Raw genomic sequence first — 12,825 nt, 5'->3', positions numbered from 1 at the left:
ACAATTTTTCTTCATTGATGTAACGATCAAGCCCTTCCCCCATGACGGAACGAAAAGCACATGATAGAATAAAGCGTTAGAGGAGTGAAATAAATGACAGAAACGAATTTTCCTTTTCCTTCAGAAGGAAAAAGGTATTATACATGGAATCGCTATTTACGTGATCAATTCGGACATAAAGTATTTAAAGTCGCATTAGACGCAGGCTTTGATTGTCCAAACCGTGATGGCACAGTCGCTTTTGGTGGCTGTACATTTTGCAGTGCTGCAGGCTCTGGTGATTTTGCCGGTAATAAGGTAGATCCAATCGATGTACAATTTGCTGAAATCCGAGACAAAATGCATCAGAAATGGAAGGACGGCAAATATATGGCGTACTTCCAAGCCTATACAAATACACATGCCCCACTGCCAGTTTTAAAGGAAAAATTTGAAGCTGCTTTAGCACAAGAAGGTGTTGTTGGTCTTTCCATTGCTACTCGCCCTGATTGTTTGCCAGATGATGTCGTGGAATACTTAGCAGAGTTAAACGAGCGTACGTATTTATGGATTGAGCTTGGTCTTCAAACCGTGCATGAAAAAACAGCGAATCTGATTAATCGTGCCCATGATTATGCAACCTATGTGGAAGGCGTTGAAAAATTGCGCAAGCACGGCATACGTGTTTGCTCACATATCATTAATGGCCTGCCTCTTGAAGACTATGACATGATGATGGAAACTGCTCGAGCAGTAGCACAGCTAGATGTCCAAGGCATAAAAATCCACTTACTACATCTACTAAAAGGGACGCCAATGGTGAAGCAATATGAAAAAGGCATGTTAGAATTTTTAGATCAGGATGTCTATACAAAACTAGTAGCAGATCAATTAGAACTTCTCCCACCTGAAATGGTCATTCATCGTATTACCGGCGATGGACCGATTGATTTAATGATTGGACCAATGTGGAGCGTCAATAAATGGGAAGTATTGAATGGTATTGATGCCGAGCTTGAACGTCGTGGCAGCTGGCAAGGGAAGTTTTATAAGGCTGAGGTTACAAAATGAAACTACAACGTGTTTTACAATATGCACAGCAGCTTTTAAAGGACAGTATAGATGAGGGAGATACGGTCGTCGATGCTACTGCTGGAAACGGTCATGATACATTGTTTCTAGCACAGCTTGTGGGGGATAATGGACAAGTTTATGCCTTTGATATTCAAAAAGAAGCGGTTGATGCAACACTCCTTCGCCTTTTAGATCACGGTTTAGAGCATCGTGCACTGGTCCTTAATAAAGGGCATGAAGACGTAGCACAGTATGTACACAAACCTGTAGCTGCAGCCATTTTCAACCTTGGCTATTTACCTGGCAGCAATCATGACATTATTACAAAGCCCGCTACAACGACACAAGCTATTGAGGATTTACTAAAGCTTTTGAAGGTTGGCGGCCTAATCATTCTTGTTATTTATCATGGTCATCCTGGTGGTAGGGAAGAACGAGATACGGTCATGGACTATGTTAGTAGGCTTCCACAAAAACATGTACATGTCTTAAAATACGAGTTTCTCAATCAACAAAATGATCCACCTTTCGTTATTGCGTTAGAGAAAATGAAAGAATTTCCTATTTAATACATGACATGCAAAAGGCTATCTACTAGTTTAATAGAAACTAGTAGATAGCCTTCGTCATTTACTATTTATTTTTACGTTGCTCATTATAATCAACCCAGAAATCTGCACCCTTAATGCCTAGTTTACGAGGATCAAAGACAGGGTCTTTCCCCTCTTTTTTCTGTTTCTCGTAATCTTTTAATGCTACGATAGCTGGTTTCATAATAATTAAAATAGCAAGAACGTTAATCCAAACCATTAGTCCAAGACCCACATCTCCCATTGCCCAAGCTAGGTCAGACGTACGGACTGTACCATAAAAGGCAGCAACTAAAATGGCAATTTTCGCAATCCAAATGAAAATCTTCTCCGTGCTACCTCTGAATAAATAGGCGACATTCGTTTCAGCAATATAGTAATAGGCCATAATTGTTGTAAAGGCAAAGAAGAATAACGCGATTGCTACGAATGGAGCTCCAAAACCAGGTAATGATGAATCAACTGCATATTGTGTATAAGCAGCACCTGCTTCAATACTTTTCGCAAATGTCATTTGCTCATCGCCTGCTAATCCGCCACTATTGAATTCCCCAATATGGATAAATGGATCTGCTCCTTCAGCGGCCTTTTCATCATGTACATTGTACATACCTGTAAATAAAATCATAAATGCAGTAGCAGAACAAATTAATAATGTATCAATGTACACAGACGCCGCTTGTACTATCCCTTGTTTAGCAGGATGTGATACTTCCGCAGCAGCAGCAGGGTGCGCCCCTGTTCCTTGACCAGCTTCATTGGAATAGATGCCACGCTTCACTCCCCAAGCTATCGCAGAACCAATGATACCACCAAAAATCTCTTGTGCACCAAAGGCACTTGAGAAAATTAAAGCAAAGACTGCAGGTACCTCAGAAATATTCATAGCAATAATGATAATAGCCATAATAATGTATGCTAATGCCATGAACGGTACAATGATTTGGGCAGCATTCGCGATAGATTTAACTCCCCCAATAATAATAGCACCTAACAACACTACAATAATCAGTCCTGTAATCCATGTATCCAGACCAAAAGCGTTTTCAACAGCTCCTGCAATGGCGTTAGACTGCACACCTGGCATTAAAATTAGCATTGCAATCAACGCAGCTACAGCAAAAATAACTGCAAACCATTTTTGACCCATTCCCTTTTCTATGTAAAAGGCTGGTCCACCACGATATTCCGTATCTTTTTCTTCTTTATAGATTTGTGCTAATGTTGACTCTACATATGCGGTAGCCGCACCAATGAAAGCGATTGCCCACATCCAAAAGACAGCACCAGGTCCCCCCATCCCAATTGCAGTTGCAGTACCAGCAATATTACCAGTACCTACACGGCCTGATAATGCAATCGACATTGCTTGGAAAGATGAAATCCCCTTTTCCGATTTCTCCCCTTTAAACATTAAAACAAACATGTCTTTAATGTGTCTAACTTGTAGAAATCTTGTGATGATTGAGAAAAAAAGTCCAATCAATAAAATACCATAAATAAACCACGGACCCCATAAAATGCCATTCAACTTACCAACGATTACCTCCATTATACCCCTCCAATTTGAAAATACCATACTTTAAGTCATTATAGTATTACACTTTTCTGAAAATTACAACATTATATTTAAGTAACAATATTTAAGTAAGTCTTCTAGTAAATGGAAGGGATAAAACCTATTTAATGATATAACCGATTCTTCGAAGAGCATTATTAATAAAATCACGAATATACATAAAAATCTCTTCTCGTTCTACTTCGTGAAATAAATTGTGATAGCAATTTGCCCATTCTTTAAATTGAAACTCTGTAAACTCTTGTTGATGGAGCCAATTTCGAGTTTGTCGTGTTTCCGTAATTTTATCTTTCTCAGCTGTCATAATGAGCATAGGCATATTCGGAAATTCACCTTTTGGAAGCATCACTAAATTTTTCATCATCTGCTGAAGCTCTCGATACCATTTCACTGAAACGACTGACATGAATGGTACCTCATCTTTCATTTCGTCCCTACCTTCAACATTGCGTGTAAGGTTCTCATATGAAATATTGTGAGTCATTTTAACATTTGCAGTCAATGCACTTAGACTCGTTAAAGCATTTGATAATTTACCTGGTAAAAGCTTTAATTGCAGCCACGGTGATGTCAAAATAATCCCTGCACATTCATATTGCTTCTTTTGCATTGTGTGAAGAACTAACGTTGCTCCAAGCCCATGTCCTATTACAAAAGTTGGTAAATTATATGAAAAAGCATTCTCAATCAGATTTCTTGTATATTTATTGTACAATTTGAAGTCCTCATCATGGACACGAGCAAACCTTGCATTCACGCCATGATTAGGTAAATCTCCCATGACTATGTGGAAGCCTTCCAATCTTAATTTCTCTATCAGCCATGCATACCATCGGTGATTTTCATATGCACCATGAACTATAGCAATCACAGCCTTTGCTTGTCCTTCAGCTTCCCATTTCCACATTCACATAGTCCTCCTAAAAAATAATTACACATTGATTATATCGAAATAAATAGCTCATTTTAATTTTATATTTCCATAAAGTTGCGTATTTGATACGATAATACTACATTATAGAAAGAATTGAGGCGATTTTCATGATTTATCCATTTAAAGATAAAATGCCAAAGATCGATCCATCTGTCTTCATTGCTGATTACGCAACTGTTACGGGCGACGTAACAATTGGTGCTGAAACAACCATTTGGTTTAATACGGTCATTCGTGGTGATGTTTCCCCAACCATTATTGGGAAACGTGTCAGTATCCAAGATCTTTGTTGCTTACATCAAAGCCCAAAATTTCCGCTAATTATTGAAGATGAGGTAACAGTTGGACACCAAGTCACTTTACATAGCTGTACAATTCGCAAAAATGCTTTAATTGGTATGGGCTCCATTATATTAGACGGGGCAGAGATTGGAGAGGGTGCATTTATTGGGGCAGGAAGCCTAGTACCTCCTGGTAAAGTCATTCCTCCGAATAGTTTAGCATTAGGTCGTCCGGCAAAAGTAGTCCGTGAATTAAATGCAGAAGATAAAGAGGATATGGAACGTATCGTGCGCGAATATGCAGAAAAAGGACAATATTATAAATCCCTTCAGAAGTAAACAATATACACAAAAATTCAATATTAACGAAAAAAATACCTCGCATTTCCGTGTAACCAAAATGTTCACGGATCGTAGCGAGGGATTTTTTGTAAAACAAAGGGGACAATATTGCCCCTTTCCTTTTTAATACATTAGAATAATTTTCTAATGTCTTCATTACTTTAGCTCAATAGTTTATAGATGTGCCTTTTCTCGTAGAGCATCTGCTTTATCGATTTGTTCCCATGGTACATTTAAATCTGTACGACCAAAATGACCATAAGCTGCCGTTTGTTTATAAATCGGACGACGTAAATCTAGCATTTTAATAATACCTGCTGGACGTAAATCAAATAGCTCACGTACCCACTCTACGATTGCGCTTTCTTTCACTTTACCTGTACCAAATGTGTCAACCGCAATGGAAACTGGTTGAGCCACACCAATCGCATAGGCAAGTTGTACCTCAGCGCGTTCTGCCAAGCCAGCTGCTACAATGTTTTTTGCTACATAACGTGCCGCATAAGCCGCTGAACGGTCTACCTTTGTTGCATCCTTACCAGAGAATGCGCCACCACCGTGACGTGCATAACCACCGTATGTATCAACAATGATTTTACGTCCTGTTAAACCAGCGTCCCCTTTAGGTCCACCGATAACAAAACGGCCAGTCGGGTTAATAAAGTATTTCGTGTTTGCATCTAATAATTCACTTGGCACAACGGGTGCAATAACAAATTCTTTCAGATCAGCTTGAATTTGTTCAAGTGTTGCTTCTTCATCATGTTGTGTTGAAATAACAATTGTATCCACTCGCACAGGTACATTATTGTCATCATATTCAATCGTTACTTGTGTTTTTCCATCAGGACGTAAATACGCTAATTCACCTGATTTACGAACTTCTGTTAATCGGCGTGCTAATTTATGTGCTAAGCTGATTGGCAATGGCATTAGTTCAGGTGTTTCATTACATGCATAACCAAACATTAGACCTTGGTCACCAGCACCAATTGCTTCAATATCAGCATCTGTCATAGAGCCTTCACGAGCCTCTAAAGCTTGGTCAACACCTTGTGCAATATCAGGCGATTGTTCGCCAATAGCTACAAGCACCGCTAGATTTTCAGCATCAAAGCCATATTTACCACGTGTATAGCCAATTTCTGCTACAGTATCACGAACGATACCTTTAATATCAACGTAAGTAGAAGTAGTTATTTCTCCTGCTACTAATACTAATCCTGTTGTGACAGTTGTTTCACACGCTACACGTGCATTTGGATCTTCTGCTAAAATAGCATCTAAAATGGCATCCGAGATTTGATCACAAATCTTATCTGGATGTCCTTCTGTTACACTCTCTGATGTAAACAGTCGACGGTTTGTCATTTGGTTTTCCTCCTATTACTCTTACAAAAAGTAGTTGTGTATGAATACGGTACTCATTACCCATGTCAAGTCCGCTCCTAAGGATTGAACTCTCAAGCCGTTACTGCTGCTTTTAACACGAGGATTTCGAAAGATCTGTCATTATAATAAGGAAAGAACTACATATACTTACCTTTACATTCTTTTTTAGCAATAAAAAAATCCTTTACTCACGTTACTGCACATGAGGAAAGGAATAATGACTTCGTAACCTTTCACTCTTATCGTTCAAGGGATGTTCCCTTGCATCAGGTTGGCACCAACGCATGCTGTGAAATAAAACATGCAGGTTGCCGGGTTTCACAGGGCCTGACCCTCCACCAGCTCGGGATAAGAGTATCCGTTCATTTTCATGTTACTGAAAAGGTTGAACGTTGTCAAATATTTTCTTATGTATTACTGTATAGAAAGGAAGGAACTGATTACACAAAAACTTTTCATACTTGGATGATGATGTAAATAGAAGCAAATTAATCCCTACAACATACCTAGCTACTTGTGGTAACATATGTGTGGCTCAATTTTTGCGCCTAATTACAGTAGGATTGATCGGATTCTACTCGAAAAACATTATTTTTTGTCAGTTTATTGAAAAGTGATAAAAACTCTAAAATAATTTCTTAATTAGTATAGATTATTTAAGCAATTGTGTTATACTATTTTTGAAATTAAGAAAAAATCCCTCTAAATCAAGGGAATACTATAAAAAAGGATGGTATTTAATCGATGAATTCAGTAGAAATTGCAAACGAACTGAAGGAATTATTAAACGGCGGTAACATTAATGTTCAACTTTCAGTACCACAATTAGCAGAAAAAGCTACATCTCGTGGTGAAGCAATGTTAACAGTAGATGGCGCAGTTCGTGCAGAAACTGGCAAATACACTGGTCGTTCACCTAAAGATAAATATACGGTAGAAGAAGAAAGCACAAAAGATCAAATTGACTGGGGTAAAGTCAACCAACCGATTTCTTCTGAAGTGTTCGATAACTTATATGTAAAAGTAATAAAATATTTAAAAGAACGTGACGAGTTATTCGTATTTAAAGGCTTCGCAGGTGCTGACAAAGATTCACAATTAAGCATCCAAGTAATTAATGAATACGCTTGGCACAACCTTTTTGCTCATCAATTATTTATCCGTCCAACTGAAGAAGAATTAGCTTCTCATGTTGCAGACTTCACTGTCATCTCTGCTCCTAACTTTAAAGCAGACCCTGCAGTTGATGGTACTGCTTCTGAAACTTTCATCATAGTATCACTTGAAAAGAAAATGATCTTAATCGGTGGTACTGAATATGCTGGTGAAATGAAAAAATCTATTTTTGGTATCATGAACTACTTATTACCACAGCAAGGTATCCTTTCAATGCACTGTTCAGCAAACGTTGGTGAAGCTGGCGATGTGGCATTATTCTTCGGTCTATCTGGTACTGGTAAAACGACATTATCCGCTGATCCAGATCGTAAGCTAATTGGTGACGATGAACACGGCTGGTCTGATAATGGTGTATTCAACATTGAGGGTGGCTGCTATGCAAAAACAATCAACCTTTCTGCTGAGAAAGAACCAGAAATCTACAATGCAATCCGCTTCGGTTCTGTTTTAGAAAACGTAGCTGTTGATCCAGAAACTCGTATTTGTGACTATGATGATGGTTCATTAACAGAAAATACACGTGTAGCTTATCCAATCCAATACATCGAAAATATTGTTGATCCTTCTGTTGCAGGTCATCCAAAAACAATCATCTTCCTAACAGCTGATGCGTTTGGCGTATTACCTCCAATCAGTAAATTAACAAAAGAGCAAGCAATGTATCACTTCCTAAGCGGTTTCACTTCTAAGCTTGCTGGAACTGAACGCGGTGTAACAGAGCCAGAACCAGTATTCTCTACTTGCTTCGGTTCTCCATTCCTTCCACTTCCAGCAACAGTGTACGCAGAAATGTTAGGTCAAAAAATTGACGAGCATGGTGCACAAGTATTCCTAGTGAACACTGGTTGGACTGGTGGCGAATATGGTACAGGTAGCCGTATGAAGCTGTCTTACACACGCACAATGGTACGTGCAGCAATCGACGGAAAATTAACAAATGTTGAAACGACACAAGATGCTGTCTTCGGTTTACACATTCCAACAGCAGTTGAAGGTGTACCGTCAGAAGTGTTAAATCCTCGTGAAGCATGGGCAGATAAAGCTGCATATGATGCGAAAGCTGCTGAACTTGCAGGCTTATTCAACGAAAACTTCAAGAAATTCTCAAACGTTTCTGATGCCATTACTACACTTGGTGGCCCATTAAAATAACGACTAGACACAAGAATCAAAGGGAACGAATTCATTCGTTCTCTTTTTCTTTACCTTGAAGGTAGCTAGTATTAGGGAGATACATATGACAAAAAAATATAAAATACTATTTTCTATTCTTATAATGTTGTTAGCTTTATTTGTTGGCGCTGGTTTTTTTGCAGGAAATTACTTTTATAATCTGGCATTAAATCCTGACACTGATAAAACAGCAGTGCTAGATGCACCTCATAATGTAATAGCTGTCAATCCTCAGGAAGCTAAAGAGAAAGAAACAACTGAGCAATGGTTTCATAAGCAATATGAAGATGCTTCGCTTCAATCCTATGATTCGCTAAAGCTCCATGCTTACTCTATCCAAAATGATCACCCCACTGACAAATGGGCTATCATCTTTCATGGCTATTCAAGCGAAGGCGCACAAATGACAAAGTATGCTAAACATTTTTATGATATGGGCTATCATGTACTTATTCCAGATGCGAGAGGCCATGGTAAAAGTGAAGGAGATTATATTGGCATGGGCTGGCATGATCGTTTTGATGTTGTTTCATGGGTCAATCACATTGTCAGCTTAAATGAGAGCGCTGAAATTGTTCTTTATGGTGTTTCGATGGGTGGAGCCACTGTCATGATGGCTTCAGGAGAGAATTTACCAACAAACGTTAAAGCAATCATTGAGGATTGTGGCTATTCTTCAGTATGGGATGAATTTTCCTATCAGTTGAAAGCAATCTTTCACTTACCTGCATTTCCAATCATGCATTTCTCTTCTGTAGTGACGAAACTAAAAGCAGGCTATACATTAGGTGAAGCGAGTGCAGTTGAACAAGTGGCAAAATCGAAGACACCCATGTTGTTTATTCATGGAGACAACGATACGTTCGTTCCATCTACCATGTTGAATGAAGTATATGAAGCGGCAAATGTACCAAAGCAAAAGTTGATTGTTGAGGGAGCTGGGCATGGTGGCGCAGAAAGTGTTGCAAGCGCGCTTTACTGGGCTACCATACAACAATTTTTAGAAAGTAACATGAAATAATCATCACCCCTTTATTGCCCCCTACTCCTTAGCATAGCTATCTTGCCTGAAGTGGATAGCTATTCTAAGGAAGGGGGTATTTTTTTTCATCATTTATTTATTGCTGTTTCATCCATTCACAAAGGGCACGGACGGTTTCACGATTTTTTGCTGGTGGGTATTGATGTGCATGGTCTGGATCATACCAGGTTTCGTATGATTTATTCGCATCTTCTAAAAAAAAGGCTAGTTGTCTGGCATGTTCGATATCTACATTTTCATCACGATAGCCATGTATGATTAATACAGGCGCAGTGATCTGCTCTATCTCGAAAAGTGGGGTTCGCGCATCATATGCTTCTGGTACACGATTCGGTGTTCCGCCAATTACACGCTTCATCATTCTGCGCATATCCGTACGTTCCCAATAAGTGGCTGTTGCGTCCGAAACACCTGCCCATGTGACGACCGAGGTAATATCCTTTCTTAAAATGGCTGTCCAAAGAGCCATAATTCCCCCACGAGAAAAACCAAAAACATGTATATTGTCATTACAATATTGCTTGAGAACATCTACGGCATAAACAGCATCATAACGGTCTGCTCCTGCAAACTCATCACGGCCTTCTCCACCACGATTTCCACGATAGTATGGGGCAAAAACGATAAAGCCCTGTGCAGCAAATTGGGCAATACGTGAAGGTCTTACCATCCCAATGCTTTGCATGCCCCCTCTTAAATATAAAAAACCATCATATGTACCTTCTGCCTTTGGCTCTGCTAATAATCCTTTTATACGTAAGCCCTGTGATAGATAGGTTATTTCTGTTAGTCGTATGGCTGGATTCGGTGAGGGATAGGCACGTTTTTCCACAATTTCACCATTGTATGTCACGGTCTTTCAACTCCTCCAGCATTTTCTTCATACCCTCATCCTTCATATGAAAGCTTAAATTAGGATGATGAGCAAATTCTTCATCCGTTAGCCAAAGCATACCCGATGTTTCTAAATCAAATTCAATGTCCTCCTGCGTTAAAAATTGTGCAGTAAAAACAGATTTACAAAACACAATGGCATCATGAACGGCATATTCTGCGAACCATTGGAGATTTTTCACACGGACACCCGTCTCTTCGAAAACTTCCCGAATAGCCGCCTCCTCTAAAGTTTCACCTTGCTCTAATTTGCCCCCTGGCACCTCTACACCACGTCGTTTATGAATAGTACATAGCCATTTATTTTCATGCTTTAACAAAACAAGGACGTGCTTTGGCTCGACTTCAAATTCCCCTCTTGAAAAACTCAAATCTACTTGTAGACCATGTAAATCTGTAAATGTTAGCATATTTTCAACCTCACGTTCTTTCTTGATGACCAATAGAAGCTATACCTATTCTTTGCTCCTATTTTATGGACAGGATCTACTGTTGGTTCCTAGTTTAACGGAATGCTAGATGCAAAATGTTTCCTTTCCTCTAGCTTATCTATGTTAACTATAGTGTAATCCTACAAAGACAAGCAACTGTAAACTATAGTGAGGTAAAGCAAAAAAGCGTGCTTCATATGAAGACACGCTTTTCCTTAGATGACTTGCTGACCATCGAAATAGACAGTGGGGTTTTTCACAACGCAATCAATATGGACATCAGCCATATTTGCTCCACCGAATGGCTTATTACTACCAAATGCAATATGGATTGTCCCATACACCTTCTCATCCTCTAGTATATTACCACATAGGATGGCACTTTTATTCGCTCCGATGCCAAACTCTGCAATGATTCTACCATTTCCTTCACCAAGTAAAGCAAGTAATTGAGGACCATCAGGACCGATTGCCTCCTCTAAACGACCATTCGTGATTTTTAATAATAATGGCTCCTTTAAAACACCTATATTAGCAATCGAACCATCCACTAAAATCTCTCCATTCGCAGATGTTTCTAGTGGTGCAATATAAGATTCTCCAGAAGGGATATTTCCATGCTCTCCAGCTTGGCGTATAACACCTGTAGAACGAATTCCCAAACGATTTTCTACACTAAACGTTAATGTATGCCCGTCTTTGTCAATGCGAATATTTTTTGCTGCATCAAGTAAATGAACATATTTTCCTACCATATCTTCTATTTCCTGTGCATCTGCATGTAGCGCACCTTGCTCTAGCATATCCATTGTAACACCTGGCATTGTCGCCACTCGGCCACCCTGTTCACAGGCGTTTTTACGAGCAGCTGTATGTGTTAATGAGTGCGAGGTAATACAAAGCGTGACATCGACATTCGTCATCAGCGTCGAAACAGCTTGGATTGGCTCCTGTCCAGATTTATCTAATAGCGGCATTACCATTAACATTGTCTTCGCTGTAATAGATTGCCCAGCTTTATAAAAGATTTGCGCAATATCTTGCTTATGAATATCTGTTAAGATTAACAGTGTTTCAGATGATTGAACATTTAGATTACCTTTTAGTATAGTAAGTGCAATATCATGTAAATGTTGCATAATAAAACTCCTTAATTAAAATTCAAATGATATCTACGAATAATTCCTTCTATTTCATTTCTCGCCTCTTTTAATGGTTCTAAAACTTCTGGAACACGTTGTTCCGTAAAACGATAGATTGGTCCAGAAACAGTAATGGAGGCTACGACCTGATCTTCACTATTGAATATGGGCATGGCAAGTGCCAGTACATCAACAGAATATTCACTGTTACTGAGTGCATAACCACACGCACGAATTTTTTCCAGCTCTGCTCGTATTTCATTAGCATCTGTCATCGTATTATTCGTATAGGCTGTTAAAGGCTCGTCAATCACCTTGGCAATTTGCTCTTCATTTAGAAAAGCAAGCATCGAACGATAGGATGCCCCTACATAAAGTGGGGATCTACTTCCTCTTGAAACAGTAAATTTCACCTTATTAACAGGTTCGGCTTTTAGTAATGTTAACGCTTCCAGTCCATTCAGTACAGTAAAAATAGCTGTTTCGCCTGTGACATCTTTTAATTTCTCAAGAACCGGCATACATAGCTGATCTATGTTTAATGAATCATACATATTCATACCAATCTCCCATAAAGCAATACCGAGTGAGTATTTTTTTGTTACAGGATCTTTTGTAATAAACCCATTATTTTCAAAGGTTTCAAGAATGCGATATAAATTTGTATGATTCATATTCATCGCCATTGCTAACTCTCTTCCACCCCATATGGGCTTTTCTTTTGTAAACATTTTTAAAACCGCAATTGATAAATTTAACGTCTTTAGCATATCTCTCATCCTTTTGATCTATT

12 protein-coding genes and 1 riboswitch are annotated in these 12,825 nt (G+C 39.0%); of the genes, 5 read left to right on the top strand and 7 right to left on the bottom strand.

Translation table 11 applies throughout. The features are described from left to right. Positions 1 to 93 precede the first annotated feature (93 nt). Together MHI34_RS13095 and MHI34_RS13090 are read left to right on the top strand one after the other, a co-directional pair. The gene (locus MHI34_RS13095) at positions 94 to 1,050 is read left to right on the top strand and encodes a TIGR01212 family radical SAM protein (protein ID WP_036118760.1); all 957 of its coding nucleotides are present in this window, start codon (positions 94 to 96) and stop codon (positions 1,048 to 1,050) included. Continuing rightward, positions 1,047 to 1,622, top strand: coding sequence for a class I SAM-dependent methyltransferase (locus MHI34_RS13090; RefSeq protein ID WP_058845048.1), 576 nt, complete (start codon positions 1,047 to 1,049; stop codon positions 1,620 to 1,622). The genes MHI34_RS13095 and MHI34_RS13090 overlap by 4 nt, the downstream gene beginning before the upstream one ends. A 64-nt stretch (positions 1,623 to 1,686) precedes the next feature. On the opposite strand, the gene MHI34_RS13085 is transcribed toward MHI34_RS13090, so the two are convergent. Beyond that, complete coding sequence (locus MHI34_RS13085) at positions 1,687 to 3,195, bottom strand: alanine/glycine:cation symporter family protein (RefSeq protein WP_036118756.1); 1,509 nt, start codon at positions 3,193 to 3,195, stop codon at positions 1,687 to 1,689. Between the two features lie 127 nt (positions 3,196 to 3,322). Beyond that, positions 3,323 to 4,129, bottom strand: coding sequence for an alpha/beta hydrolase (locus MHI34_RS13080; RefSeq protein ID WP_036118754.1), 807 nt, complete (start codon positions 4,127 to 4,129; stop codon positions 3,323 to 3,325). Between the two features lie 134 nt (positions 4,130 to 4,263). On the opposite strand from MHI34_RS13080, the gene MHI34_RS13075 reads away from it, so the two are divergent. Next, the gene (locus MHI34_RS13075; RefSeq protein WP_036118752.1) at positions 4,264 to 4,776 is read left to right on the top strand and encodes a gamma carbonic anhydrase family protein; all 513 of its coding nucleotides are present in this window, start codon (positions 4,264 to 4,266) and stop codon (positions 4,774 to 4,776) included. A gap of 177 nt (positions 4,777 to 4,953) precedes the next feature. Here the strand turns inward: MHI34_RS13075 and metK are convergent, their stop codons facing one another. Next, positions 4,954 to 6,150 carry a methionine adenosyltransferase gene (metK, locus tag MHI34_RS13070; RefSeq protein WP_058845047.1) on the bottom strand — a complete coding sequence of 399 codons (1,197 nt, stop codon included), beginning with the start codon at positions 6,148 to 6,150 and terminating at the stop codon, positions 4,954 to 4,956. 257 nt (positions 6,151 to 6,407) lie between these two features. Then, positions 6,408 to 6,526: riboswitch (SAM riboswitch) on the bottom strand. A gap of 389 nt (positions 6,527 to 6,915) precedes the next feature. On the opposite strand from metK, the gene pckA reads away from it, so the two are divergent. Together pckA and MHI34_RS13060 are read left to right on the top strand one after the other, a co-directional pair. Next, positions 6,916 to 8,502 carry a phosphoenolpyruvate carboxykinase (ATP) gene (pckA, locus tag MHI34_RS13065; protein ID WP_036118749.1) on the top strand — a complete coding sequence of 529 codons (1,587 nt, stop codon included), beginning with the start codon at positions 6,916 to 6,918 and terminating at the stop codon, positions 8,500 to 8,502. 85 nt (positions 8,503 to 8,587) lie between these two features. After that, positions 8,588 to 9,544, top strand: coding sequence for an alpha/beta hydrolase (locus tag MHI34_RS13060; protein WP_342503519.1), 957 nt, complete (start codon positions 8,588 to 8,590; stop codon positions 9,542 to 9,544). 97 nt (positions 9,545 to 9,641) lie between these two features. On the opposite strand, the gene MHI34_RS13055 is transcribed toward MHI34_RS13060, so the two are convergent. The 4 genes from MHI34_RS13055 to MHI34_RS13040 form a co-directional block, all read right to left on the bottom strand. Then, a complete protein-coding gene (locus tag MHI34_RS13055; RefSeq protein WP_036118745.1) occupies positions 9,642 to 10,418 on the bottom strand; it encodes a prolyl oligopeptidase family serine peptidase in 777 nt (258 codons plus the stop codon). Beyond that, positions 10,402 to 10,869 carry an NUDIX domain-containing protein gene (locus tag MHI34_RS13050; protein ID WP_036118781.1) on the bottom strand — a complete coding sequence of 156 codons (468 nt, stop codon included), beginning with the start codon at positions 10,867 to 10,869 and terminating at the stop codon, positions 10,402 to 10,404. The genes MHI34_RS13055 and MHI34_RS13050 overlap by 17 nt, the downstream gene beginning before the upstream one ends. A 236-nt stretch (positions 10,870 to 11,105) precedes the next feature. Continuing rightward, complete coding sequence (locus MHI34_RS13045; RefSeq protein WP_342503518.1) at positions 11,106 to 12,029, bottom strand: aminopeptidase; 924 nt, start codon at positions 12,027 to 12,029, stop codon at positions 11,106 to 11,108. Positions 12,030 to 12,040: 11 nt separating this feature from the next. Continuing rightward, positions 12,041 to 12,802: an IclR family transcriptional regulator gene (locus MHI34_RS13040; protein WP_036118741.1), complete on the bottom strand. Its 762-nt coding sequence runs from the start codon at positions 12,800 to 12,802 to the stop codon at positions 12,041 to 12,043. Positions 12,803 to 12,825 lie beyond the last annotated feature (23 nt).

It is taken from the genome of Lysinibacillus sp. FSL L8-0126, from assembly GCF_038630385.1.
Classification (GTDB): domain Bacteria; phylum Bacillota; class Bacilli; order Bacillales_A; family Planococcaceae; genus Lysinibacillus; species Lysinibacillus fusiformis_D.
This window is presented reverse-complemented; position numbering and strand designations above follow the sequence as displayed.